Source organism: Pseudomonas sp. EA_5y_Pfl2_R50 (genome assembly GCF_963970475.1).
GTDB lineage: Bacteria > Pseudomonadota > Gammaproteobacteria > Pseudomonadales > Pseudomonadaceae > Aquipseudomonas.
Map to the genome: position 1 here is coordinate 127,478 of NZ_CAXAPT010000006.1, position 25,923 is coordinate 153,400.

The 25,923-nt window shown below is 59.6% G+C and carries 20 protein-coding genes and 1 pseudogene; 11 read left to right on the forward strand and 10 right to left on the reverse strand.

The window, feature by feature from the left end; genetic code table 11:
- Nucleotides 1-37 precede the first annotated feature (37 nt).
- Together lgt and AACY19_RS12350 are read left to right on the forward strand one after the other, a co-directional pair.
- Nucleotides 38-853: a prolipoprotein diacylglyceryl transferase gene (lgt, locus tag AACY19_RS12345; RefSeq protein WP_007913003.1), complete on the forward strand. Its 816-nt coding sequence runs from the start codon at nucleotides 38-40 to the stop codon at nucleotides 851-853.
- A gap of 50 nt (nucleotides 854-903) precedes the next feature.
- A complete protein-coding gene (locus AACY19_RS12350) occupies nucleotides 904-1,875 on the forward strand; it encodes a thymidylate synthase (protein ID WP_316917280.1) in 972 nt (323 codons plus the stop codon).
- 127 nt (nucleotides 1,876-2,002) lie between these two features.
- Here the strand turns inward: AACY19_RS12350 and cadR are convergent, their stop codons facing one another.
- Nucleotides 2,003-2,452 carry a Cd(II)/Pb(II)-responsive transcriptional regulator gene (gene cadR, locus AACY19_RS12355; RefSeq protein WP_339450493.1) on the reverse strand — a complete coding sequence of 150 codons (450 nt, stop codon included), beginning with the start codon at nucleotides 2,450-2,452 and terminating at the stop codon, nucleotides 2,003-2,005.
- Nucleotides 2,453-2,536: 84 nt separating this feature from the next.
- On the opposite strand from cadR, the gene AACY19_RS12360 reads away from it, so the two are divergent.
- Both AACY19_RS12360 and AACY19_RS12365 read left to right on the forward strand, forming a co-directional pair.
- Nucleotides 2,537-4,792 carry a heavy metal translocating P-type ATPase gene (locus AACY19_RS12360; protein ID WP_339450494.1) on the forward strand — a complete coding sequence of 752 codons (2,256 nt, stop codon included), beginning with the start codon at nucleotides 2,537-2,539 and terminating at the stop codon, nucleotides 4,790-4,792.
- Nucleotides 4,793-4,805: 13 nt separating this feature from the next.
- Nucleotides 4,806-5,669 (forward strand): LysR family transcriptional regulator, encoded by an 864-nt coding sequence (locus tag AACY19_RS12365; protein ID WP_339450495.1) that lies wholly within the window; start codon nucleotides 4,806-4,808, stop codon nucleotides 5,667-5,669.
- Nucleotides 5,670-5,856: 187 nt separating this feature from the next.
- On the opposite strand, the gene AACY19_RS12370 is transcribed toward AACY19_RS12365, so the two are convergent.
- The 6 genes from AACY19_RS12370 to AACY19_RS12395 form a co-directional block, all read right to left on the reverse strand.
- Entirely contained in the window at nucleotides 5,857-8,037 is a 2,181-nt protein-coding gene (locus AACY19_RS12370) for a lipase family protein (protein ID WP_339450496.1), read from the reverse strand.
- Between the two features lie 11 nt (nucleotides 8,038-8,048).
- Nucleotides 8,049-8,831: a hypothetical protein gene (locus AACY19_RS12375; protein WP_339450497.1), complete on the reverse strand. Its 783-nt coding sequence runs from the start codon at nucleotides 8,829-8,831 to the stop codon at nucleotides 8,049-8,051.
- 11 nt (nucleotides 8,832-8,842) lie between these two features.
- The gene (locus tag AACY19_RS12380; RefSeq protein ID WP_339450498.1) at nucleotides 8,843-9,625 is read right to left on the reverse strand and encodes a hypothetical protein; all 783 of its coding nucleotides are present in this window, start codon (nucleotides 9,623-9,625) and stop codon (nucleotides 8,843-8,845) included.
- Nucleotides 9,626-9,731: 106 nt separating this feature from the next.
- Nucleotides 9,732-11,624, reverse strand: a complete 1,893-nt coding sequence (locus AACY19_RS12385) for a hypothetical protein (RefSeq protein ID WP_339450499.1) — start codon at nucleotides 11,622-11,624, stop codon at nucleotides 9,732-9,734.
- The gene (locus tag AACY19_RS12390; RefSeq protein WP_339450500.1) at nucleotides 11,621-12,475 is read right to left on the reverse strand and encodes a DUF4123 domain-containing protein; all 855 of its coding nucleotides are present in this window, start codon (nucleotides 12,473-12,475) and stop codon (nucleotides 11,621-11,623) included. Before AACY19_RS12390 ends, AACY19_RS12385 begins: the two co-directional genes overlap by 4 nt.
- Entirely contained in the window at nucleotides 12,472-14,547 is a 2,076-nt protein-coding gene (locus AACY19_RS12395) for a type VI secretion system Vgr family protein (RefSeq protein ID WP_339450501.1), read from the reverse strand. Before AACY19_RS12395 ends, AACY19_RS12390 begins: the two co-directional genes overlap by 4 nt.
- 262 nt (nucleotides 14,548-14,809) lie before the next feature.
- Here AACY19_RS12395 and AACY19_RS12400 point away from each other — a divergent pair.
- The 6 genes and pseudogenes from AACY19_RS12400 to AACY19_RS12425 all read left to right on the forward strand — a co-directional run.
- Nucleotides 14,810-14,914, forward strand: a pseudogene (locus tag AACY19_RS12400) (LysR family transcriptional regulator); the annotation flags it as partial.
- A 233-nt stretch (nucleotides 14,915-15,147) separates the two neighbouring features.
- The gene (locus tag AACY19_RS12405) at nucleotides 15,148-16,224 is read left to right on the forward strand and encodes a putative 2-aminoethylphosphonate ABC transporter ATP-binding protein (protein WP_339450502.1); all 1,077 of its coding nucleotides are present in this window, start codon (nucleotides 15,148-15,150) and stop codon (nucleotides 16,222-16,224) included.
- Nucleotides 16,224-17,948, forward strand: a complete 1,725-nt coding sequence (locus AACY19_RS12410) for a putative 2-aminoethylphosphonate ABC transporter permease subunit (protein ID WP_339450503.1) — start codon at nucleotides 16,224-16,226, stop codon at nucleotides 17,946-17,948. Before AACY19_RS12405 ends, AACY19_RS12410 begins: the two co-directional genes overlap by 1 nt.
- A gap of 36 nt (nucleotides 17,949-17,984) precedes the next feature.
- The gene (locus AACY19_RS12415; RefSeq protein WP_339450504.1) at nucleotides 17,985-19,010 is read left to right on the forward strand and encodes a putative 2-aminoethylphosphonate ABC transporter substrate-binding protein; all 1,026 of its coding nucleotides are present in this window, start codon (nucleotides 17,985-17,987) and stop codon (nucleotides 19,008-19,010) included.
- Between the two features lie 146 nt (nucleotides 19,011-19,156).
- Nucleotides 19,157-20,290 carry a TIGR03364 family FAD-dependent oxidoreductase gene (locus AACY19_RS12420; protein ID WP_339450505.1) on the forward strand — a complete coding sequence of 378 codons (1,134 nt, stop codon included), beginning with the start codon at nucleotides 19,157-19,159 and terminating at the stop codon, nucleotides 20,288-20,290.
- A complete protein-coding gene (locus tag AACY19_RS12425; RefSeq protein ID WP_339450506.1) occupies nucleotides 20,290-20,850 on the forward strand; it encodes a phosphonate degradation HD-domain oxygenase in 561 nt (186 codons plus the stop codon). The genes AACY19_RS12420 and AACY19_RS12425 overlap by 1 nt, the downstream gene beginning before the upstream one ends.
- 172 nt (nucleotides 20,851-21,022) lie before the next feature.
- Here the strand turns inward: AACY19_RS12425 and AACY19_RS12430 are convergent, their stop codons facing one another.
- Both AACY19_RS12430 and AACY19_RS12435 read right to left on the reverse strand, forming a co-directional pair.
- Nucleotides 21,023-22,408 carry a GTPase/DUF3482 domain-containing protein gene (locus tag AACY19_RS12430; RefSeq protein WP_339450507.1) on the reverse strand — a complete coding sequence of 462 codons (1,386 nt, stop codon included), beginning with the start codon at nucleotides 22,406-22,408 and terminating at the stop codon, nucleotides 21,023-21,025.
- Nucleotides 22,401-23,774 (reverse strand): DUF2868 domain-containing protein, encoded by a 1,374-nt coding sequence (locus tag AACY19_RS12435; RefSeq protein ID WP_339450508.1) that lies wholly within the window; start codon nucleotides 23,772-23,774, stop codon nucleotides 22,401-22,403. Before AACY19_RS12435 ends, AACY19_RS12430 begins: the two co-directional genes overlap by 8 nt.
- Nucleotides 23,775-23,859: 85 nt before the next feature.
- Between AACY19_RS12435 and AACY19_RS12440 the strand changes: the two genes are divergently transcribed.
- Nucleotides 23,860-24,372, forward strand: coding sequence for a dihydrofolate reductase (locus AACY19_RS12440; protein WP_339450509.1), 513 nt, complete (start codon nucleotides 23,860-23,862; stop codon nucleotides 24,370-24,372).
- Between the two features lie 108 nt (nucleotides 24,373-24,480).
- Here AACY19_RS12440 and AACY19_RS12445 read toward each other — a convergent pair whose 3' ends face one another.
- The gene (locus AACY19_RS12445) at nucleotides 24,481-25,872 is read right to left on the reverse strand and encodes an L-cystine transporter (protein ID WP_339450510.1); all 1,392 of its coding nucleotides are present in this window, start codon (nucleotides 25,870-25,872) and stop codon (nucleotides 24,481-24,483) included.
- Between the last annotated feature and the right edge of the window lie 51 nt (nucleotides 25,873-25,923).

Sequence of the window (25,923 nt, forward strand, 5' to 3'; positions counted from 1 at the left end):
CCGGGAATTTTGGTTTCAACTCTAACGAGGAGTCGCAATGCTGCCTTACCCGCAGATCGACCCGGTGGCCCTGGCCATCGGTCCGCTGAAAATCCACTGGTACGGTCTGATGTACCTGATCGGCATTGGCGGCGCGTGGCTGCTGGCGTCGCGCCGGCTCAACCGTTTCGACCCGACCTGGACCAAGGAGAAGCTCTCCGACATGGTCTTCTGGATGTCGATGGGCGTGATTGTCGGCGGGCGTCTGGGTTACGTGCTGTTCTACGATCTGAGCGCTTATCTGGCCAACCCGACGCTGATTTTCGAAGTGTGGAAGGGCGGCATGTCGTTCCACGGCGGCTTCATCGGCGTGATGCTGGCCGCGTTGTGGTTCGGCAAGCGTAACGGCAAGTCGTTCTTCCAGCTGATGGACTTCGTTGCGCCGATGGTGCCGATTGGCCTGGGCGCCGGGCGCATCGGTAACTTCATCAACGCCGAGTTGTGGGGTAAAGCCACCGACGTGCCGTGGGCCATGGTCTTCCCGCCGTTCAGCGATCCTGCGCAACTGCCGCGTCACCCGTCGCAGCTGTATCAGTTCGCCCTTGAAGGCGTGGCGCTGTTCCTGATCCTGTGGATTTTCTCGCGCAAGCCGCGTCCGACCATGGCGGTATCGGGCATGTTCGCGCTGTTTTACGGCATCTTCCGTTTCATCGTCGAGTTCGTCCGCGTACCGGACGCGCAGCTGGGTTATCTGGCGTGGAACTGGCTGACCATGGGTCAGGTGCTGTGCGTGCCGATGATCGTCGGCGGGCTGTTCCTGATCTGGCTGGCCTATCGTCGCGCACCGGCAGCACCGCTCGCACCGACGGCTTAAACTACGAACCCCGGCGCGCGACGCCGGGGCTCAAAGGACACAGGTAATTCATGAAGCAATATCTCGAACTGGTCTCGCACGTCATCAAAAACGGCACCAAGCAGGCCAACCGCACCGGCATCAACACCATCAGCTTCCCGGGTGCGATGCTGCGTTTTGATCTGCAGGAAGGTTTCCCGGCGATCACCACGCGCAAAATGGCCTTCAAGTCGGCCATCGGCGAGATGTGCGGATTTCTCCGTGGCGTGAACAACGCCGCTGAATTCCGTGCGCTGGGCTGCAAGGTCTGGGATCAGAACGCCAACGAAAACGCGCAGTGGCTGGCCAACCCGTTCCGTCAGGGCGACGACGACCTCGGCGAAATCTACGGCGTGCAATGGCGCAAATGGCCGGCGTACAAACAGATCCCGCTGAGCAACACCGCCGCCATCGAACAAACCTTGAGCAACGGCTACAAGCAGATCGCTCAGGGCGAAGAAGACGGCCAGGCTTATGTGGTGCTGTACAAAGCCATCGATCAGGTGCGCCAGTGCGTCGACACGATCATCAACGATCCGGGCAGCCGCCGTATTCTGTTCCACGGCTGGAACGTCGCCCAGCTGGATGAAATGGCCCTGCCACCGTGCCACCTGCTGTACCAGTTCCACCCGAATGTCGAGACCAAAGAGATTTCTCTGACCCTCTACATTCGCTCCAACGATCTGGGTCTGGGCACGCCGTTCAACCTCACCGAAGGCGCCGCACTGCTGAGCCTGATCGGTCGCCTGACCGGTTACACGCCGCGCTGGTTCACCTATTTCATCGGTGATGCACACGTCTACGAAAACCACCTGGACATGCTCAACGAACAGCTCAAGCGCGAACCGTTCGCCATGCCCAAGCTGAAAATTTCGGATCGTGTGCCGGAGTTTGCCAAGACGGGCGTGTATCAGCCGGAGTGGCTGGAGCTGGTCGAACCGAGCGACTTCTCACTGGAAGGCTACGAGCACCACGCGCCAATGACTGCGCCGATGGCGGTCTGAGCCACTACGCAATCATCCCTGTGGGAGCGGGCTTGCTCGCGAAGGCGGTGTATCCGTTGACGACGATGTCGAAAGATATACCGCCTTCGCGAGCGAGCCCGCTCCCACATTGGGTTCTGCGTAAGCCTTAGTGGCCGTGGCTGCGGCCTACGTGGGAGTGTTCCACCTCCGTCGCTACAACCCCGCCACTTACTTCCAGCCGCTGCAAAATCCCGCATTGATCAGCCAGCGGCCCTTCGCCACAGCGTTGTCGCAGGTCGAGCAGTTGTGTCTGCAACGCCAACAACCCATCGATCCGCGCCTTCACATGGTTGATGTGCTCGTCGATCAACGCATTGACGCTTTCGCACTGATCCTGCGGGCTGTCGCGCAAGGCGAGCAGGCTGCGGATCTCTTCGAGGGTCATGTCGAGGGTGCGGCAGTTGCGGATGAAGGTCAGGCGCTCGGCGTGGGCCTGGGTGTAGACGCGGTAGTTGCCGTCGCTGCGGGCCGGTTCCGGCAGTAATTTTTCACGCTCGTAATAGCGGATGGTTTCCACGGCGCAATCGGTCAGCCTGGCCAGTTCTCCGATCTTCATGACGGCAATCTCCAAAAGGGTGCTTGACCCTATAGTGGCTACAGGGTCTTTACTTGGCAACAGGCACCTTCATGGACGTGACCAATGAGCGATTCCCAGCACACCCACAAGCCCGGCGACGGGCACGATCACAGTCATAAACTGCAGCCTGTGCATAAGCATTCACATGGCGGCGATTCCTGCTGCTCGTCGAAAGCGGCTGCGCCTGCGCTGGTGCAATTGAGCAAAAAGACCAGCGCCGACGCGCGGCTGAGCAGTTTCCGCATCGAGGCGATGGACTGCCCGACCGAGCAGACGCTGATCCAGAACAAGCTCGGCAAGCTCGCCGGCGTACAGCAACTGGAATTCAACCTGATCAACCGCGTGCTCGGTGTGACCCACAATCTGCCGGGTACCGAGCCCATCACCGAGGCGATCAAATCCCTCGGCATGCACGCCGAGCCACTGGAGGCGGGCGTTGAAGCGCCGGCCCCGGCGCCGGTGAAAAAACACGGGTGGCTGCTGGCGCTGTCCGGTGTCGGCGCACTGGCCGCCGAAGTTGTCCACTTCACCAGCGCCGCACCCACCTGGGTGGTGGCGATCATCGCGCTGGTGTCGATCCTCAGCGGTGGCCTGACCACGTACAAAAAGGGCTGGATCGCCCTGAAGAACCGCAACCTCAACATCAATGCGCTGATGAGCATCGCCGTGACCGGTGCCATCCTCATTGGCCAATGGCCGGAAGCGGCGATGGTGATGTTTTTGTTCACCGTCGCCGAACTGATCGAGGCGCGCTCGCTGGACCGTGCACGCAATGCAATCAGTGGACTGATGCAGATGACGCCCGAGCAGGCGACGGTATTGCAGGCTGACGGCACGTGGATTGAGCAGGAGGTGAAAAACGTCGAACCCGGTGCCCGCGTGCGGGTGAAACCTGGCGAGCGCATTGCGCTGGACGGCGAAGTGCTCAGCGGCAGTTCGACCATCGATCAGGCGCCGATCACCGGGGAAAGCCTGCCGGTGGAAAAAGCCGTCGGCGACAAAGTCTTCGCCGGCACCATCAACCAGGCCGGTTCGCTGGAATACGCGGTCACCGCCGCAGCGAACCATTCGACCCTGGCGCGGATCATCCACGCCGTGGAACAGGCTCAAGGCGCGCGCGCACCGACCCAGCGCTTCGTCGATCAATTCTCGAAAATCTACACGCCCGTGGTGTTCGTGTTTGCCTTGGCCGTGGCGATCATTCCGCCGCTGTTCATGGGCGCTGTGTGGTTCGACTGGATCTACCGCGCGCTGGTGTTGCTGGTGGTCGCGTGCCCATGTGCACTGGTGATTTCCACCCCGGTGACCATCGTCAGCGGCCTCGCCGCAGCGGCGCGCAAAGGCATTCTGGTCAAGGGCGGTGTGTACCTGGAAGGGGGGTTCAAGCTCGATTATCTGGCGCTGGATAAAACCGGCACGATCACCCACGGCAAACCGGTGCAGACCGATTACCTGTCCCTCGACCCGACGGCCGATGCTACGGCACCGGCAATTGCTGCTGCATTGGCCGGTCGTTCCGATCACCCGGTGTCGCTGGCCATCGCCAACGCCGCTGTGGATAAAAACTTCGCAGCGCTTGTTGTGGATAATTTCGAAGCACTGGGCGGGCGTGGCGTCAAAGGTCAAATCAACGGCCAGACCTACCATTTAGGCAACCATCGTCTCGTTGAAGAGCTCGGCCTGTGCTCGCCCGCGCTGGAAGAGAAACTCTTCGCGCTGGAGAAGCAGGGCAAATCCGTGGTGCTGCTGCTCGACAGCTCTGGCCCGTTGGCGTTGTTCGCCGTGGCCGACACCGTCAAGGACAGCAGCCGTGAAGCGATCCGCCAGTTGCATGCACTGGGCGTGAAAACCCTGATGCTCACCGGTGACAACGTTCACACCGCGCAGGCGATTGCGGCGCAGGTCGGCATCGACGAGGCCCGTGGCGACTTGCTGCCGACTGACAAGCTGCAAGCCATCGAAGACCTCTATGCACAAGGTCGGCGAGTCGGCATGGTCGGTGACGGCATCAACGATGCCCCGGCACTGGCCCGTGCCGAGATCGGTTTTGCCATGGCCGCTGCCGGCACCGATACGGCAATCGAAACCGCTGATGTCGCCTTGATGGACGATGATCTACGCAAGATCCCCGCGTTCATCAGCCTGTCGCGCAATACCGCGAGCATCCTGAAACAGAACATCGCGCTGGCCCTGGTGATCAAGGCTATCTTTCTTGGGGTAACCTTCGCCGGGCTCGCCACCATGTGGATGGCGGTGTTCGCCGACATGGGCGTGAGCCTGTTGGTGGTGTTCAATGGTTTGCGCCTGCTGCGCAAATAGATGAGGAAAGGTTGTGCTGAGTGCCGAGCTGAAAGCGTTTTACATGGTCGCCCGCCTGGGCAGCATCACGCTGGCGGCGAAAAAACTCGGCCTCAGCCAACCGACCGTGACCACGCAGATCCGCCATCTGGAAAGCCAGTATTCGGTGGAACTGTTTTATCGCGGCGGTCGACGCCTGAGTGTCAGTGACGAAGGTGCACGGTTGTTGCCGATGGTCAAAATGCTGTTGCAGCAGGAAGCCGATATCGAGTTTTTCCTGCGTAACAGCGGCCAGGTGCAAGGCACGTTGCGCATCGCCGCGACGGCGCCGTATTACATCCTCGATCTGGTGAAGACCTTCCGCGAACGCTTGCCGCACGTTGAAGTGTCGGTGGAAATCGGCAACTCGCAGCAGGTGCTCGAAGCGCTGGAGGATTACCGGGTGGACATCGCCGCATCCTCGCAATTGCTCGATGATGCGCGGTTGATTCGTCGCGTGCTGGGCTCTGATCCACTGGTGCTGGCGGTGCATCGCAATCATCCGCTGGCGGCGCAGGAGCATGTGGCGTTGAGCGCGCTGGCCGGGCATACGTTGTTGATGCGCGAGTCGGGCTCGACCACGCGCAGGTTGACCGAAGAGTTACTGGCGACTGCCGGGGTGAGTTTCGGGCCGTTGCTGGAGATCGGCAGCCGTGAGTCGATCCGCGAGGCGGTGCTGCGCAATATCGGCATCAGCATCATTGCGCGGCAGGAAGTGCCGCATGATCCGCAGTTGCGCGTGCTGACCATCGAGAATGCGCCGCAGATTCCCGAGTACCTTTATTGCCTCAAGGAGCGCAAGGGCGCGCGGTTGCCGGCGGCGTTTCTGGGGTTGGCGCAGGAAATGTCCCCGGCCTGAATCTTGGGGTGAACAGGCGGGCCTCTTCGCGAGCAAGCCCGCTCCCACATTGGAATGCGTTCCCCCTGTGGGAGCGGGCTTGCTTGCGAAGGCGTCCGCCCAGGCAACACACGATCTGAACCAGAATCCCCGAATATCCCTATCGACTCTGCGCTCATGTAAGCCTCGCGGTTAAATCGCGCAGCCTTCAGATGTACGAATCGATATCCAGCGTATGGGGTGAGCCCACAGTATGGCCGTAGATCGACGTCAACAGTCGGTCGTCACTTCTGCTGACCGGCGCCATGGCCAACTGCTCGACGACTCTGTTTTCCGCATGGGCAAGCCAGCGCGACAGGCTTGCAGATAACTGTTCAGGTTGAGTCGAAAGCGATCCGTAGACTTTTTGTTCGGTGGTGCGCTCGCGCTGCAATTTTTGCAGCCGCTCGACTGTCACCTGTATCCGGTCGATCTCGAGGTTTAGCGCTACGTTGATTTTTTCATCATTGCGAACGTAAGCATCGGGGCGTGTTTGCCCACGCTTCTGCCGCAACTGCGCGGTGATGCTCACCAGTGCTGTTTGTACCCACTTGAACTCCGCGTCACTCACGATGGAGCGGTTCTCCGTGTGCGCTTCCTGCCAGCGTTTCAGCGTTGCCCAGCACGCCGGAATGTAGCTGCCGACCATCGAGTGGCTGCCGGCACTGAACAGTTGAGCCAGCAACGAAGGTCGATCCGGCAGGCCGTTTTGTTGCTGGATGGCCACCGAGCAGGCGGCATGCTGCGCGACGGTGTCGCAACCGGGCCGCCACAGGATCATGGACTTTTCCTTGCGATCAAACTGCACCTGCATCGCGTGGTACAGCGTGCCGTGATGGTCGTAGGGTTCGCCGGTCCAGTTGGTGATGCCGGCGACAAACACCGACAGGCCGACGGGTACGTTGACGAAGGTCAGCGCTGCGCCCGTGCCGAAAACAGCCGCTTTGGTGTTCATCCAGGTGCCCGGCACACTCGGCACGGGGTCGTTATGGGCGACCATGCGGTGATGTTCCAGATCTTTTGCGCCGAGGGTGAAATTCGCGTCACCGGCGCGGGGGGCGCCGTAGGTGTAGAGCTGGATGTTGTAGCCTTCCGGTCTTCGACGAAGCATTTCCGCGAGCAGCAATGCCACTGCACCCCCGAGGCTGTGGCCGCAGATTAGTAGTTTTTGGCCGGCATAGAACCTGTCGAGGTATCTCGCGACGAAATCGTAGGCTTTCTGCGCAGCCTCGTAGAAACCACGGTGGACCTTGCTGTCGGTGTCTTCGAACGGCACTTGGAAGGCGTCGGCGTCACGCAGGCCATCCGCGATGATTTCAAAGGTGCCACGTACCGAAATCAGGATCACACCTTCGTGGTGGGTGATGAAGGCCTGAGTATCGGTGGACTGCTTACCTGAGATCCTGTCGTCAAAGAAGTGGACCTTGGCGGGGTGCTCCTGATCTTCACCCAGTTGCGGATCGTTTACCGAATAGAGACCCGGGTCGAAAGGCACGATCTCCAGTCGCCTGGAATACGGCACATCTTCAAAAAGCGGGTAATACGCATTTGTCTGCGTTGCATCGACTTTCCCAAGCTCTTCGAATTTGGCCAGTGCATCCCCGAACCAGTTACCGACAGTGGGTTTCACCCGGAAGCTTACGGTTTCTGTTTCGACGGGATGTTTACCCGGCTCCTGACCAAAGGGGCAATAGCTCAACGTGGACATCAGCGCCAGTTGGTACAGGTTCAACGCGCAGAACCCAGGATCGATTGACAGCATGGGGCGCAACGCCCGCATCGGGCGCACCTCCAGCACCGTGTGCTGTAGCGGCATCAGGGCAACCCCGCGTTCATAATGCTTGCCCATGATTTTCGCCGGCCCCGACCCGGGCGGGTAATGGCTGTAAACCTGCGGTGGCAGATGCGAAACATGCTTGACCAGATGGCGCACTTCCACCTGAAAGAATTCATCGGCGCAGGCTTGTGCGGGGTTTTGTTTAATGCGAGTGGAGTTGTGGTTCAGGTAGCGGGTTTGTTCGGCACGGACCTGGAGTTCAGTGATTTTGAGAGGGTAATGCGGTCGTTCGATCGCACGCACGTACACCATTTCCTCACCTTGGTATTTTTTATCCAATACGAGCGCAATCGGGCCAGCGAAATGGTCTCTGACTTTGCCAGAACCTGTGGCATCCAGATCGCCCTCATAAATCTTCCCTTCCGAATCGGTTACAACGTAGGCTAACCCGGCATAGGGTTCACCAGAACCGAACTCGTCGACCAATTGAAAGCTGCTCCATCGACCCTGTGCCGGACACGTCAATACTCGGCTGCTGAGCGGCGATTCCAGTTCTTTTTGCATTGATGTCATGTCGAATCCTCCTATTCCGTGCAGCCCGGGTAGATAGTGCATTGCCGTCCGTCCGGCATTTGAAAACCGCTGAAGTCTTTGTAATTGCCAAAGCAATACGCGTCCTGGTCTTCGAAACCCTTGCCCATACAGCGCTTCCAGCCATTCGGAACTTTGACCCAGGTATCTCCGATAGCGGGCCTGTCTTCGTCAGCCAATTTGATGTGCATCCTCACGGTCTTACCCGCTAGTTGCTCTGGGGTATAAGCCGCGGAAGGCTTGCCTCGTTTCAGCTCGCCCTGAGCATCAACAGTCTTGCAATCGAGGAGTTTTCTGAGGATTCGGGGCTTGCCCGAAGTGCGAAACAGCTGTTGGCATTCACCAAAGAAGGTACTTTCACCCGTTTGGTTAAAAACACTTTTGTGCTCGTCTTTCACTTCATCCCGAATGAACACCATGGCGCTGTCGGCGCCAAAATCACCCCGATCCTTACCGTAAACTGCATAGATATCCAGCTCGACGCGGCGGATCACCAGCGGACAACCGCTGACTGTTCTGCGCAGTGCTATCTTGGAGTTCGGCTGATAGTTTTCACGCCATTTCCGGTTGTAACCAACCCCAGTCCCTCGGCCGCCCGGCACAGTGCAGGTTTCACCTTTGGCTGGCACATACACTGCGATGGCCTCATAGCTAAAGTTAGGCGGCATATCAGCGGTAAAGGTGAACGTATTCGGTTTGCTGCTGGCGCAGCCTGCGACGCCGATGTAGCAACAGCCCAAAACGGCGCTTCTAAACAGGGGATACAAACTAGTCATCAGGTATGTCCTTATTCCGTACAACCGGGGTAGATGGTGCATTGCCGGCCGTCTGGCATTTGAAAGCCGCTGAAGTCTTTGTAATTGCCAAAACAGAACGCGTATTGGTCTTCGAAGTTATCGCCCATACAGCGCTTCCAGCCGTTAGGAACTTTGACCCACGTATCTCCAATAGCGGGCCTGTCCTCGTCAGCCAATTTGATGTGCATCCTCACGGTCTTACCCGCTAGTTGCTCTGGGGTATAAGCCGCGGAAGGCTTGCCTGGTTTCAGCTCTCCCTGAGCATCAATAGTCTTGCAATCGAGAAGTTTCACGATCCGTCGTTTGGGGCCCACTGTTCGAAACAGCTGTTGGCATTCACCAAAGAAGGTGCTTTCACCCGCTTCGTTAAAGACGCTTTTGTACTGATCTTTCACCTCGTCCCGAATGAATACCCTGGCGCTGTCGGCGCCAAAGTCACCCCAGTCTTTACCGTAAACTGCATAGATATCCAGCTCGACGCGGCGGATCACCAGCGGACAACCGCTGACTGTTCTGCGCAGGGCGATCTCGGAGTTTGGCTGATAGTTTTCACGCCATTTTCGGTTGTAACCAACCCCAGTCCCTCTTCCGCCCGGCACAGTGCAGGTTTCACCTTTGGCTGGCACATACACTGCGATGGCCTCATAGCTAAAGTTAGGCGGCATATCAGCGGTAAAGGTGAACGTATTCGGTTTGCTGCTGGCGCAGCCTGCGAGGCCGATGTAGCAACAGCCCAAAACGGCGCTTCTAAAGAGGGCACGCGAGGTAGTCATTTACCAATGTCCTTATTCAGTGATAGCAGGATCATCAGTGGTATTCGAATGAGGGAGAGATCTTTCGAATTCAGATCGTCTACCTCTGACGATGCGTTTCGCTGACTTACCATGACAGTGCCTGCGCAATCTGATTCGCCTCCGTCGCGCTCTGCCCATCGTTCAGGATGGGGGCCCGTAACAATGACAGCCGCCCCTCGTGGTTCACGATCCAGAACACCATTTTTTTTGGTGCTTTAAGCAGGACGCCGGTAACGAAATCCTCTTCAGAAATGGCTTTTTCTCCGGGTAATTGCGTCACGTCGAATTCCCATTTTCGGCCCGTTGTCTTCTGCTTGGCAGACTTGGGCGAAAACTCTGTTTTGCGCACGTCTCCACTTTGTAGCTGCAAATTTTTTGCTAGGAAGGAGCGCATGACTTGCTCAAGGTCCTCATCAGATGACTGAGGCAATGCCACGGTCAGTCCAAGTCGCGCCCCTGTTTGCAGGTTTTCATAGAAAAAACGATTTTCGCTGTCTTGCCTCAGACGGTATTCGCCCACACGCAGGGGGAGCTGCACATCGCTCCAGACGTTGAACAATGCCTTTTTATTATCTGGGACGTGCCAAGCGGTCGCGCCGCTCTGCCGATCCATCAGAATTCGGTTTAAAGCGACGGCTTCGTGATCTCGGCCTTGTCGGTATGCGATATCCGCAGCATGATCTAGCGCGACTTGATAGAGATCCTCTTCGAAAGAATGATGCCCTTGGCCAGATAGGGCCAAATCTAACGACCTGCGGGCAGCATCCATGGCGCCGTGACGGTATTGCGAAACACCGATGTATGTATGTAAACGCATGATTTCATCTGGGAAATAGGCATCGGGCAGCGCCTGGGTTGCCAGCTCGGCGGACTTGCGCCAGCCGCCAGCAACCTTCCATGACGACTCCATGTTGCGGATCTGCTCGGCCATACTGCGGTCGCGAAACAGCGGTGGTGCGGTTCGCCATTTCAGCGCTCCGAACAATTTGTGCAATTGCTCCGCTGCGTGCGCCCTATCCTCCGAAGGGAAGGTCGCTTCAATTTCCATTCGCCAGTCTCCGTGGCGCACCAACCAATTGACACCGACGCATTGAGCACCATCACATCCCCACTGCCGATCAATTTTTACGAATGTCACTCCAGCAAATGGTAGATCGGGCATCGCCGAAGCAAGCGCCGATGCAGTAGAAATTTGTTGGTAAGAAACTCGCCATTCCTGCCGTTGCGCTGCATCCTGTAGGCGTTGTAATTCGTCATAAGATAGGAAAATCTCGGCACTCAGGATGCCGTCCGGCAGTACCTGTGTGTAGCGTAGGCGTGAGGGAATCTCCCGAGTGTGCGCTGGCTCGAAAGCTGTCAATTTCCAATGTCCCAGCACGAGTGGCACCGAGAAGTCAGCCAGTTCGTAATGCAAACGTGGCTCGTCCGTCGACAGCTGCCATAGAGGAGGATAGGGATTGCCAATAGCAAAGAGACTTTCCTGCAGGCGTGTGACTTCAGCTTGATCCCCCGCCATCGTGCTGGCCTCTATTGCCAGACCAAGCTGTCTCATGACCCTAGTGTCACCTTTGAGCGTTTGCCCGAAAAAAGCTGCTTGCTGTTCCCAATAAGAAATCTGTTCTTCGGCGGCAATCCTCGCCTCAACATATCTCCCCTGCTTGTGCAGTAGGTTCACCAGCAGGGTGCCAGCATCCAGTTGTATGTTATCGCCGCTTTCGCGGGATGCCTCCATCGCCGCCCGTGACAAAGGCGTGGCCTCAGCCAACGATCCCTCATCGTTCAGGCGTTGTGCCTCATGCATCAGTCCAATCGAGCTTAGTGCCCGGCTTTCGGCTTGAACCATTGGCGCAGCCCATGCGACCGTGCAGATTAAGAACAGAATCGGGGCAACGAGAGCGCTGGTTTGACGTCCTATAGAACTCTTCATATTTATCTCTTGTGCATTTTCATTGGGCGCACCGCGCATTGGGGATTTCATAAAGGGTCGTCGTTCTGCCAAAACGCGAGGCCCCGATGCACCCGTTCAAAGTGTTCAGTCGGTCCCTCATTGGGGCGAACCTGCCAATCCGGCGCCAACGTGTAGCCCTGCGCTCGCAGGCTTTGGGTCAACAGAAACTCCAGCTGCTCCGGCGCCAGCCATCCCCACACATCTGCCTGTGCCAGTCGGTCGCGCAGCCAGGTATCAGGATCATGTTGTTCGGCAAGTTGCGCATAGGCCCGGACATGCTCCGCCAGCAGGTAGCGATGTGCATTGGTCAGGCGAATTTCAGCGGCCTGTGTGTCAGGTATTGGGACTTGGTGCCATAGCGGCTGCGCCGGCACTGGATAGCTAGCGGGGGCAGGATTGTTCGTGCTTTGCCAGTGTGTGCCCTGCCAGTAACACACGCTGATCGCTGGTCCGAGAAAGGCCGGATACGCTTCCTCGGGCAGATGCGCGAGGGCGCGGTTCAGCACGCGGTTATCGTGAAAGCGATACAGCGCCTGATGTGGCCGCGCGCCGATGATCAGGCGCGCCTGCCAATGCTTGACCAGGCTTTTCAAATCGCCCTTTTGAATGCTGGCAAACCAGCCCCAGTTACGTTGCGCGCTTTTCAGCAGTTCCTGGATGCGGGTGTCATCAGGCTGATTGAAGGTGAAGACAAATGGCCCGGCATCAGCCAGATCCGCCACTGGCGTGTCGTTATAGACGCTCAGGTAGTCGTCGAATTGGCAGGTTTTCAGTAGCGACTGGCGCCTATCACGCTCGCTCTCTGCGTTCAGAACGATACACAACGTGTGGCCCAGTCTCTGTTGTTCCTTCATCCACTGGCGCGCTGGCGATTCAGTCATGCGGCGGCTCCCTGGGGCCGGCAAATCCCCTCGCGACAGGCTTCGCAGATTGGGCAGAAGTCCGATCCCATGGCATTGCTGACGGTCATCAATTGGTTTTGGCTGAGTGCGATCATGGCCGGCAATTCTGCGGGCGCCGCCAAGGCATCATTGGCGCCTGGCATTGACAATGCGGCAGTGGAACCTGCCACCGGGACACCACCGATCTGTATTTCGCTACTGCTGAAAATGCCAGCGTGGCCGATCACGATGTGCTGCCCACCGGCCTTGAGGCTGATGCTCGCGCCAGCATCCAGCGTCAGGTGCGCGCCCGCCTTGATGTGCACTTGCTGGCCGGCCTCAACGACCAGCGTTTGGTCGACTCGTGTCTGGCTATTGCTCGCGACGTGGAGATAGTCATTGGCCTTGAGCTGCACTTTGCGGTCGGCAGTGATGGTTCGGTGTTCTTCGGCTTCCAGCACGGTAATGCTGTTGCCCTTGATGGTTTCCCGGCGTTCGTTGCCTACCTCCAGGCGACTGTCGTGTTCGACCTTTTGCTCCATATCGCGTTGGGCACGCAGGTAGATCAGCTCTTGGCCGGCTCGATCTTCAATGTGCAATTCGTTGAATCCACCATTGTCCGGCGAACTGCGAGAGCGAAAAATGCTGCGGGTTTTGTGCGCGGGCAATTCGTAGGGCACGGGGTTGGCGCTGTTGGCCAGACACCCACTGATCACGGGTTGATCAGGATCGCCCTCAAGGAAACTGACCAGTACCTCCATGCCCACCCTCGGGATGGTCACGCTGCCATAGGCGTTGCCAGCCCAATTGGACGACACCCGCAACCAGCAACTGCAGTTGTCGTCATTGCGACCTTCGCGGTCCCATACGAATTGCGCTTTGACCCTGCCCCATGGATCGCAGTGGATTTCCTCGCTTTTCGGGCCGGTGACTACGGCGGTCTGGCTGCCCAGCACTCGTGGCTTTTGGTAGTGGTGTGGCGGACGATAGAAAACGTCCCAAGGGATCGCGACAAACTGATTTCGGTAGCCTTGAACAAAATCACTTTCATGAGCGGACGCTTCGCTGGTGAGACTTTCTTCCAGCACTTGCGGCTGTTTGCACTCGTGGCGTACCTCCGTCAGCAACCAAAGGTCATTCCACTCTGTGCGGGAGTGCTCGGTCATCTCCAGAAAATGCCCGGAGACCAGCGCTTGCTGATCACTTTTTCCTTCGGCCTGGCGAAAGTCGGCACGGTGGCGTTCCAATGCTCGTTTGGTTAAAGATTTGCCCCGCTCACGGAGGGTAAAACGGCCAGGGCAGGCGTAATCCTCCAGGTCAGGTTGTGCCTGACTGACCTGAGGTTCGTAACGGGACTCCAGCAGAATACGGGCCTTTTCGAAGTCGTAATCACGGCGGGTTGTACGGCTTGTGCGCGCTTCAATTCGCAGGTCGAATTGTTTGATTACCGATCGTTCGGCAACCATGCCGCTGTCCTGTTTGTAGGGGGTTGGACGGTCAAGCTTGGGGAACACGGTTTGATCGTCACCAAACACTATCTGGTGTTTCTCACGACTGTGCCGAAAGTGGTAATGAATACCTTCCTCTTGGCAAAGTCTTTGGATGAAATGCAAATCTGACTCGTCGTGCTGCACGCAGTACTCACGATCTGGATAAACGGAACCCAACTCAAACAGATGAAAGTTGCGATGGATGCCGTGTTCTTCCAGCACTTGCGCAATGATTTGCGGCACTGTGGTCTGTTGAAAAATACGTTGGTTCTTTCTATGCCCCAAATAAGCGATCCGTGGGACAAGCGTGATGCTATAACGAGTCAGGCGCTTGCCTGAGTCGCCTTGCGCAACGCGATGGATTTGTCCGTGGATACCATTGCGACCTTCACTGAATGCCAGAAACGCTTGTTTATGCAGCAGGCTTTCAAGGTCGAGATTCGGCCTCTCGCTGACCAGCACCACATCGAAGGCATAGGGCGTGCTTATCGCTTCTCGACCACTGAACTCGAGGACTTGAAGATCGTGCTCCAAACCTTCAATGATCAGTTTGGAACGGGTGAGCGGGTCGGGGCTATGCATCCTTAGTTCCTTCGACGGTTATTTGTATCTGAACGTGTTGATTCAGAGGCAATGACCGAAAGCTAACAAATGCATCGAAGTGAAAATGTAGGAGGCATCTTTTAAGGTTGAAGGAAAAAACTGTGATTGTTTATAGGGTTCGGATATCGCTTCACCGACGTCATTGCGAGACTGGTAGTCCTGACATGTTTGTAGGTCGAATACGACAGATAAATCGTAAGTTCATTTTTGCAAATTAAACTCATGTAGTTGTATGCGTTTAAATTCTGTTGATCTTCCTGAGTATCTTTATTGCCTGAGTGAAAGAAAGGGCGCGCGGTTGCCGGCGGCGTTTCTGGGGGTGGCGCAGGAAATGTCCCCGGCCTGAATCTTGTGGTGAACAGGCGGGCCTCTTCGCGAGTAAGCCCGCTCCCACATTGGAATGCGTTCCCCCTGTGGGAGCGAGCTTGCTCGCGAAGGCGTCGGTTCAAACAACCCAAGACCTGAATCTTCTGAACCAAAATCCCCGAATACCACTATCACCAGTTTTTGCTTCGCTGCCACATGACGGACGCATTACAACTTTAGGATTGGCCCCATCTGCTTGATGAGGCCTGTCCCATGAATCCTGCCATCGCAACCACTCTGACCAACCCCGGCGCACCGATGAAAGTGCGCGGCGTGCAGAAACGCTTTGGTGCGTTCACTGCCCTGGATAATGTCTCCCTCGACGTCGCCGCCGGTGAACTGGTGTGCCTGCTCGGCCCGTCGGGCTGTGGCAAGACCACCTTGCTGCGCTGCATCGCCGGTCTGGAAAAACAGGACAGCGGCGAACTGTACCTCGGTGACCGCGACGTTTCGCACCTCGCCCCACAAGCCCGCGACTACGGGATTCTGTTCCAGTCCTACGCGTTGTTCCCCAATCTGACGGTCGAGGCGAACATTGCCTACGGCCTCGCCGGCAGTGGTCGCGAGGAAGTACGCCGCCGCGTCAGTCAGATGCTGGAACTGGTCGGCCTCACCGGCAGCGAGAAAAAGTACCCCGGCCAATTGTCCGGCGGCCAACAGCAACGCGTTGCCCTGGCCCGCGCTCTGGCGCCGGCACCATCGTTGCTGTTGCTCGATGAACCGATGTCGGCCCTCGACGCTCGTGTCCGCGAGCATCTGTGCACCGAACTGCGCCAACTGCAGCGCAACCTCGGCATCACCACCCTGATGGTCACGCACAATCAGGACGAAGCCATGCTGATGGCCGACCGCATCGCCGTGATGAACAACGGCCGTGTCGAGCAGTACGCCACCCCGCAGGACATCTACAACCGCCCGGCCACACCGTTCGTGGCCGAGTTTGTCGGTCAGGGCAACTGGCTGCCGTTCCAGCGCAGCAGCGCCAGCCATGCCCGGGTTGGCGGGATGGACGTGCGTCTGGCGGATGGCAGTGTGAGCGGCGCCTCAGGCCGTTTGTTCTGCCGCCCGGAAGCGATCAACGTCAATCCACCGGTGCACGAAGAAAACCTGTTCCCGGCCAAGGTCCGCGAGATCACCTTCCTCGGCAATCGTTGCCGCATGAGCTTCGAACTCGACCAGCTACCGGGCCATTCCCTGCTCGCCGAACTCGCCCCGGAAGCCATGCCGCGCCTCGGCGCGCAGCAGATCATGGTTGCCTTGCCGCCGCGCAGCTTGCAGGTGTTTGCCTGATGAACAGCAACCTCGCGCTGCCGCTACCGCACAAGCAGGTGCGCCAGACTTCGAAAGCCGAGATTGGCGACCGCATTTTTGTCGTCGGCGGCAAAGTGCTCTTGCTGCTGTTGCTCGGCGTCGCTGTGTTGATGCCGTTGCTGGCGATCTTCTGGCGCGGCTTCAGCAGTGAAGCCGGGCAGGGCGGTGGCTGGCTCGCGGCGCAGGAGTTGGTGACCAGCGAGAATTTTCACTGGTTGCTCGGCAACAGCCTGAAGGTTTCCCTCAGCGTCGCGGCCATCGTCGTACCGCTGGCCTATCTGTTTGCCTACGCGCTGCAACGCACGCTGATTCCGGCCAAGGGCATCTGGCGCGGCATTTCCTTGCTGCCGCTGATGGCGCCGTCGATGCTGCCGGGGATTGCGCTGGTCTATCTGTTCGGCAACCAAGGCATGTTGCGTGGCCTGCTCTCGGACAACATCTACGGCTTCTGGGGGATTGTGCTGGGTGAGGTGATCTACACCTTCCCCCATGCGCTGATGATTTTGCTCTCGGCGTTGTCGCTGGCCGATGCGCGCTTGTTCGACGCGGCGTCGAGCATGGGCGCCAGTCCGGCCAAGGCGTTTCGCAGCATCACCTGGCCGGCAACCCGCCAGGCCGTGTTCGCCGCGTTCTGTCTGGTGTTCACCCTGACCATCACCGACTTCGGTGTGCCAGTGGTGGTCGGTGGCGACTATCAAGTGCTGGCACTGGAGGCCTACAAAGCCGTGGTCGGCCAGCAGCAATTCGGGCGCGGCGCGTTGATCGGCATGGTGCTGTTGCTGCCGGCGCTGTTCAGCTTCGGTGTCGATGCCTGGTTGCGTCGGCGTCACGGCGACTCCATGAGCGGTCGGGCGCAGGTGTTCAAACCGGCACCGTCGAAACTGCGCGATGGCTGCTATCTGGCGATTGTTTTGCTGATCAGCGCAGCATTGATTCTGGTGTTCGGCATGGCAGTGTTCTCGTCGCTGGTGAAGTTCTGGCCGTACAACCTGTCGCTGTCGCTCAATCACTATCAGTTCAACGAAACCGCTGGCGGTGGCTGGCTGGCCTACAGCAACAGTCTGAAAATGGCGCTGGGCACAGCGTTGATCGGCAGTGTGCTGATCTTCACCGGCGCCTACCTGATGGAGAAAACCCGCAGCCAGCGCGGCCTTAACCTGACCTTGCGCATGCTCAGTTTTGTGCCGATGGCGGTGCCGGGGCTGGTGCTCGGTCTGGGTTACGTCTTCTTCTTCAACCTCACCGGTAATCCGCTGCATGTGCTGTACGGGACGATGACGCTGCTGATCGTCTGCACCATTGCGCACTACCTGACCACCGCGCAAATGACCGCGACCACCGCGCTGCGCCAACTCGACGCCGAGTTTGAAGCCGCCGCGCTGTCGCTGAAGGCGCCGCTGTACCGCCACTACCTGCGCGTCACCGTGCCCATCTGCCTGCCGGCGCTGCTGGACATCGTGCGCTACCTGTTCGTCTCGGCGATGACCACCGTGTCGGCGGCAATCTTCCTCTACAGCCCTGACACCATCCTCGCGGCAGTGGCGGTGCTGAACATGGATGACGCCGGCAATGTCGGCGGCGCGGCGGCGATGTCGACCCTGATTCTGTTCACCTCGGCGGGCGTGTCCTTGCTGCTGGCGTGGGCTTCGCGCGGCTTGCTGCGCCGTTCCCAGGCCTGGCGACAAACTGCGCCCGGCCACTGATCCCAACCCCGTTCAACTCACTACAGGAAATCGATCATGTTCAAGCCCTTGGCCCTGGCCGCTGCTGTGCTCGCTACTTTCAGCCTGAATGCCTTCGCGGCAAAAACCGAGTTGACGGTGTACACCGCCCTCGAAGCCGAGCAACTGAAGTCCTACAAGGAAGCATTTGAAAAGGCCAACCCGGACGTCGAGATCAAATGGGTGCGCGATTCCACCGGGATCATCACCGCCAAACTGCTCGCCGAAAAAGCCCGCCCGCAGGCCGACGCGGTGTGGGGGCTGGCCGCTTCGAGCCTGGCGATTCTCGATCAGCAAGGCATGCTGCAAAGCTACGCGCCGAAGGACCTCGGCAAGATCGGCGCGAACTACCGCGACGCCGCCAACCCGCCAGCCTGGGTCGGCATGGACGTCTGGGCCGCGACCATCTGCTTCAATACCGTCGAGGCCGAGAAGCAGGGCCTGACCAAGCCAGTGAGCTGGCAGGATCTGACCAAGCCCGAGTACAAGGGCAAGATCGTCATGCCCAACCCGGCGTCGTCCGGCACGGGTTTCCTCGACGTCAGCGCCTGGTTGCAAACCTTCGGCGAGAAACAGGGCTGGGCGTACATGGACGGCCTGCACCAGAACATCGGCCAGTACGTTCACTCCGGTTCCAAGCCTTGCAAACTGGCGGCGGCGGGCGAGTTCCCGATCGGTATTTCCTTTGAATACCCAGCGGTACAGCTGAAGCGCCAAGGCGCGCCGCTGGACATCATCCTGCCGAAGGAAGGCCTGGGCTGGGAGATCGAAGCGACTGCCGTGATCAAAGGCACACCGCATGAAGACGCGGCGAAGAAACTCGCGGACTTCTCCGCCAGCGCCGAGGCAATGGATCTGTACAAAGAGAACTTCGCGGTGCTCGCGCAACCGGGTATCGCCAAGCCACAGACCGAACTGCCAGCCGATTACGAGCAGCGCCTGATCAAAAACGATTTTGCCTGGGCCTCGAAGAATCGCGACGAGATCCTTGCCGAGTGGCGCAAGCGTTATGACGGCAAGTCCGAGAAAGTCGCCGCCAAGTAAGATCTTTATCGACTGACAGGGCCCCTTCGCGAGCAAGCCCGCTCCCACATTGGATCTCCAGTGAACACACATTTTGTGGGCACAAAAAATCCCCTGTGGGAGCGGGCTTGCTCGCGAAAGCGGTCTCTCATGCAGGACACTTCCAAATGACACACCACAAAGACCTGCTCATCGTCGGCGCCGGCATCCTCGGCCTGTCCCACGCCTACGCTGCCGCCAAACGCGGCCTCAAGGTCGCCGTTTTCGAACGCACCGCCACTCCCCTCGGCGCTTCGGTGCGCAACTTCGGCCAGGCCCTGGTCACCGGCCAACCACCGGGGCCGATGCTCGAACTGGCCAAGGCCAGCCGCGAGATCTGGGGCGATTGGGCGCAACTCGTCGGCCTGCAAATCAAGCGCAACGGCTCGTACCTGTTCGCAAGAACCGAAGCCGAAGAACACCTGCTCGATACCTTCTGCGCCGGCCGCGCCGTTGAACACGGCTACAACGTCGACCTGCTACGCGGTGCCGCTCTTCGCGATCTCTACAGCGGCCAGTTCAGCCACCACCGCGCTGCCCTTCACGGCATCGACGATCAACAGCTGTACTCGCGCGAAGCGATCCCGGCGCTGATCGACTACCTGCGCCGCGACCTCGGCGTCGAGTTCCACTTCTCCACGCTGGTGCGCGACGTTGAACCCCAGCGCCTGCTCAGCACCGCTGGCACCTTCACGGCGAAGCAGATCATCGTCTGCTCCGGCCACGATTATCAAACCTTGCTGGCCGAGCCGATTGCGGCACTCGATCCACAAATCTGTCGCTTGCAAATGCTTCGCGCCAAACCGCAGATCGATCTCAATCTGCAGCATGCGTTACTCACCGGGCTTAGTTGCGTGCATTACGGCGCCTTCGCCGATCTGCCGGAAGCGGCGGCGGTGCAGGCGCAAATCCTCCGCGAGCAACCGCACCTGCATGACAACGGCATCCACCTGCTGATCAGCCCAACGCCCTACGGCGAACTGATCATCGGCGACTCACACCATTACGGCAGCGATCCGTCGCCGTTTAACGCCGAGCAAGTGGACGACTGGATGCTCGAACTGGCCGAGCACACCCTTGGCTGCACAGTGCAGGTGGTCGAGCGCTGGCAGGGCGTCTATGGTTCTCGGGGGCCGTGGCCGTTTTCTTTCTTGCGCCCGGCGCCGGGGCTGAGCGTGGCGCTGATGCACACCGGCGTCGGCATGAGCATCGGCCCGGCCATGGCCGAGCGCAACGTTGCGCAACTGCTGGAGGAAGTTTGATGACAGGTCGCGAGCAAGTCGTCGCCCGCGTGTTTGGGCTGTATGAGCGTTTCGGCAGCAGCGATTACATCGGTGAACCGGTGTCGCAGATCGAGCACATGTCTCAGGCCGCCGAACTGGCGATGGCTGAGGGCTCTGATGATGAAGTGGTGCTGGCGGCGTTCTTCCATGACATCGGCCATTTGTGTGCCGAAGGTGCGGAGAACATGGGCGGGTATGGCGTGATCAGCCACGAACGCCTTGGCGCGGACTATTTGCGCGAGGCCGGATTCAGCGAGCGCCTGGCGCGGTTGGTGGAGTATCACGTGCAGGCCAAGCGGTATCTCACCTTGCGTGAGCCGGGGTATTTTGATCGGCTGAGTGAGGCGAGTCGGCGGACGCTGGAGTATCAAGGTGGCGTGATGAGCGAGGCTGAGGCGGATGAGTTCGAGCGCGATCCGTTGTGTGCCATCAGCCTGCGGATGCGGCAGTGGGATGAGTTGGCCAAGGAGAGGGCGGTGCCGGTGATGGATTTGGGTGTGCTGAAGCGTAAGGCTGAGGTTTTGTTGTTGGCTGAGTGATTGTCTCCCTCACCCCAGCCCTCTCCCAGAGGGAGAGGGGGCCGACCGAGTGAACTTCTGTCATACGCCGACCTGAAATATCCAGCCGAACTCAGGTTTGGACAGCATGCAGATCGGCTCCCTTTCCCCCTCGCCCCCTTGGGGGAGAGGGCTGGGGTGAGGGGGTAGCGATCTAAAGCTCAAGCACCCGATCAACCAATTCCTCAATCTGCTCCTGCCTTTCCGCCTGATTCAACTTCGCCTGCGGATTCAGCGACGACCACTGCGGATGCGCCCGCGCCTTGCTCAATGCCTCCGGCAACTTGCCCTCGCGCCAGGTCTTGTCTTGCGGCGTCGCCACTTGAACCGCATCCATCGCCGCATGCCCACGTTGATCCAGTGCCAGCAGCAACTGACGCTGACGCAACGCCAGTAACCGCAACACACCATCATCCACCGTCAGCTCTCGCTGGCCTTTGATCTTGCCGAGCAGGCGACTGCCATAACTGCGCGCGGTCTGCAGCGCACCGCCCGCAATTGCCCCCGCCAACGCCGCCGCACCGAGGGTGATGCCGCCGACCAGCAAATCCACGCCTGCGCCGGCGGCCGCACCGGCAGCAATGCCGCCGCCCACGCGCACGCCGAGTTGCTTCAAGGTTTCCGGGTTGAACAGGTCGTCGCCCCAGCGTCCATCGAGCAACGGCAAATCACTCGCCGCCGCATCCTGCGGGCGAAACGCGTAGAGCTTGAGCAACGCCTCCACGCACTTCTGTTCACGCTGACGCACAGCCTTGCGCAGCTCGCTGATGGCTTGCTGTTCCTGCGCCGCCTCGCTGACCACGCTGCGTCGACAAGACGCACAGTCGATCAACAATTCAGCGATCAAACGCGCCGCACTTTGCTGGCGTGCAAGGCGCTGAGCCTGTTGATCGGCAATCAACCGTTCAAGTTGCGGTCGGGCATTTTCCAGCAGCAGCGCGAGGCTTTCATACAGCCGCCGCTCGCCATCCTCCGGCGGCGCAACGCTGTCGAAGCGCACCAGCGCATGCAGCCCGAGTCGCGCCAACGCCTCGCGCCAATCCGGCTCGCGATGGTTGGCGCTGCTGACGAAATTCAGCACCGGCAGCAGCGGTTTGCCGCAACTGGCGAGCACTTCCAGCTCATCACGATATTTGGCCAGCACCGGTTCGCGGGCGTCGATCACATACAAACCGGCGTCGGAGGCCAGCAGTTGCCGCAGCACTTTGGCTTCCTGTTCGAAGCGCTGGCGCGCCTCGCTGCCGTCGAGAAACCGCGCCAGCCGTGCCGGGCCATCGAGGCGTTCGCCGGGGCGTTCCAGACGCTCGAGAAAATCCAGCAAGGCGATGGCGTCTTCCAGCCCCGGCGTGTCATAGAGATCGAGCAATGGCTCGCCGTCCACCGACAATCGCGCGCCTTCGACATGCCGCGTGGTGCTCGGGCGATGGGACACTTCGCCGAAGCCGACATCGCGGGTCAGCGTGCGCAGCAGCGAGGTCTTGCCGACGTTGGTGTGACCGACCACCGCGAGTTTCAGTGGCGCTTTCCTGGCATCAGTCATGGCCGCTCTCCAACCAGTTCAACGGCGCGCAATCGGCGAAGCGCAGCTCAAGCTGTTGCAGCGCTACGTGCCAGTCGCCGAGGCGTTCACCGTCCAGTGCTTCGCCCGGCGGCGCTTGCAGCAGCCACACACGGGTTTCTCCGGCGCTGCGCGCCAGTTCGGCGATCAAGGCGAGGCTGCCACGATCCGGTGAACGTCGCGGGTCGCAGGCAATCGCCAAGCGTGCCGGCGGAAAACGACTGAGTTGTTCGAGAAGCTTGTGGCGTGATTCGCGGCTGTCGAGGATGCCGGCGTTGCTGACGTTTTTCGGCAGTGCGGGTGGCCATGGGCGCTGTTCGTCGAGTTCGATGGCGACCAGCAACGCACCTTCGCTGGTGAGTTCGCTGACACTGCTTTCGACACGGTGCAGTTGTGCTGGCTCCGGGTCATTGACGCCGAGGCGTTCGCTGGTCGGCATCAGGCGCTCGCGCAGTTGCGCGTAGCCGGGGAGGTTCAGGTCCAGTCGCAGGGAAGCTTTTCCGCTGTTCCAGCGCCAGAAGCAAAACAGGGCGAGCAGCAAACGCGGCAGCACACCGTAGACCACCAACACCCCAACCAGCCAGGTAGCCCAGGCCTGACGAGCGCTTTCGATGTCGAGTGCGCCGTCGCCGCTGGCGCGGATCATTTCCACGGTTGGCACGTTGAAACCGAGCAGCGACGGCAGATAGCCGAGCGCATGGGTGACCTGGATAAAGGTGTCGGCACTGAGAATCGTGGTTTCCCAGACGAAGCCGTAGCGCCGGGTCGCCATCAGCGTGAGCACCAGGATCAGGGCGCTGAGCATCGCCAGCAACCACAGGCTGTTGACCAGCGCACCGAGCGCCCAGCGATTGAGTTTCTTGCGTTGCAGCATCAGCAACAGGGCGGGCGCCAGTTGCGCCGCTTTCGCGTCGCGAGCCATTTTTTCGCTGAGCCATAACCACAATCGTCCAAGTGTGGCGCCGTGTTCGCTGGCAAAAATCAGCCCCAGCGCCCAGCTCAGCAGCAGAATCAGGTTCAGTCCGAGCAGACTGCCCAAGGCCCAGAACACATTGACCGGCGTTTGACCGAGTGCGGCGAAGGCCAGGCCGGCGCCGCTCAGTACCGCGAAGATCATCAACAGCACCAGCGCCAGGCGCGCGCCTTGCAGCCAGTGTTTCAAGGCGTTGGCCAGACCGTCACGTTCGGCCAGCCACAACGCCCGACGCTGAATGCGGCTCGGCAGATCGCCGCCGGCGGTGCGGGCCAGTCGGTTGGCTTCCAGGTCTTCCAGGGGGCCTGCGTGTTCTTCGCGCAGGCGAATGGTTTCGGTGAGCCAGAGGTTTTGCAGTGGAGTCAGTTCAGTCACGCGGCATCCCGTCGCTTAATTGAACGCTGAGCATAACCGCTGTGGCGCTTATCGGGGTATGCGAGGCTCTGGTATCCTCGCCGGCATGACTAAATCACTCCCCCTCAGCCTGATTGCGGCCCTCGGTGAAAACCGCGTGATCGGCGTCGACAACAGCATGCCCTGGCACCTGCCGGGGGACTTCAAATACTTCAAGGCCACGACCCTGGGCAAGCCGATTATCATGGGTCGCAAGACCTGGGATTCGCTCGGCAGGCCGTTGCCGGGACGCCTGAACATCGTGGTCAGTCGTCAGGCCAGTCTGGTGCTGGACGGCGCCGAGGTGTACCCGTCGCTGGAAGCCGCGGTGGTTCGCGCCGAGGAATGGGCGAAGGCGCAGGGCGTCGATGAATTGATGCTCATTGGCGGCGCGCAGTTGTATGCGCAGGGGCTGGCGCAGGCGGACCGTCTGTATCTGACCCGCGTGGCATTGAGCCCGGACGGCGATGCCTGGTTTCCGGCGTTTGATTTGAAGCAGTGGAAGCTGGTGTCGAACGTGCCGAATCCGGCTGAGGGCGATAAACCCGCGTACAACTTCGAGGTTTGGGAAAGAGCCTGAAAGCATCGTCGGAACGCCGCCCGGAGCAAGCTCGCTCCCACAGGGGAAACGCATTCCAATGTGGGAGCGAGCCTGCTCGCGAAGAGGCCAGATCAGGCAAAGAAGAGCTTAAGCCTGCGCCAACTCCGCATGCTCATCAGCATCCAGCAACGCTTTATCCGTCTGCTGCATCACCTGACTGGTAATCGCCCCAGCGGTAATCGAACCACTCACGTTCAACGCCGTGCGGCCCATATCAATCAGCGGCTCAACCGAAATCAGCAATGCGACCAGTGACACCGGCAAACCCATCGCCGGCAGCACGATCAGTGCCGCGAACGTTGCGCCACCACCGACACCGGCCACGCCAGCCGAACTCAGCGTCACAATCGCCACCAGCGTCGCGATCCACAGCGGATCGAGCGGGTTGATGCCGACCGTTGGCGCCACCATCACAGCCAACATCGCCGGGTACAGACCGGCGCAACCGTTCTGGCCGATGGTCGCACCGAACGACGCCGCGAAGCTCGCCACCGATGGCGGAATCCCCAGACGACGGGTTTGCGCTTCAATGCTCAGCGGAATGCTCGCCGCGCTGGAACGGCTGGTGAACGCGAACGTCAGCACCGGCCAGATCTTGCGGAAGAAGCGCAGCGGGTTGATTCCGGCGGCCGATACCAGCAAGCCATGCACGACAAACATCAGGCCCAGTCCGAGGTACGAAACCACCACGAAACTGCCGAGCTTGATGATGTCCTGCAGGTTGGAACCGGCAACCACTTTGGTCATCAGCGCCAGCACGCCGTAGGGGGTCAGCTTCATCACCAGACGCACCAAACGCATCACCCAGGCTTGCAGAGTGTCGATGGCGTTGATCACTTTCTGACCTTTTTCGACGTCATCCTTGAGCAGTTGCAGCGCGGCAACCCCGAGGAACGCGGCGAAAATTACCACACTGATGATCGAGGTCGGCTTGGCTCGCGCCAGATCGGCGAACGGATTCTGCGGGATGAACGACAGCAGCAGTTGCGGCACATTCAGGTCAGCAACCTTGCCGGCATAGTCGCTCTGAATGGTTTGCAGACGGGCCATTTCCTGGGTGCCGGCGACCAGACCTTCGGCGGTGAGGCCGAACAGGTTGGTCAGGCCGATGCCGATCAGCGCCGCAATCGCGGTAGTGAACAGCAGGGTGCCGATGGTCAGGAAACTGATCTTGCCCAACGACGACGCGTTATGCAGACGCGCCACGGCGCTGAGGATCGAGGCGAACACCAGCGGGATAACGATCATTTGCAGCAATTGCACGTAACCGTTGCCGACCAGATCGAACCAGCCAATCGAGGCTTTGAGCACCGGATGACCGGCACCGTAAACGGTGTGCAGGGCGATGCCGAACGCGACGCCCAATACCAGTGCGAGCAGGACTTTTTTCGCCAGGCTCCACGTGGTGTGGCGGGTTTGCGCCAGGCCGAAGAGCAGGGCGAGGAACACCAGCAGGTTGAGAATCAACGGTAGATTCATGAGAACTCCAGGAAAGACTGTGCCAACAGCCTTCCGGGGCTGCTGCGAACC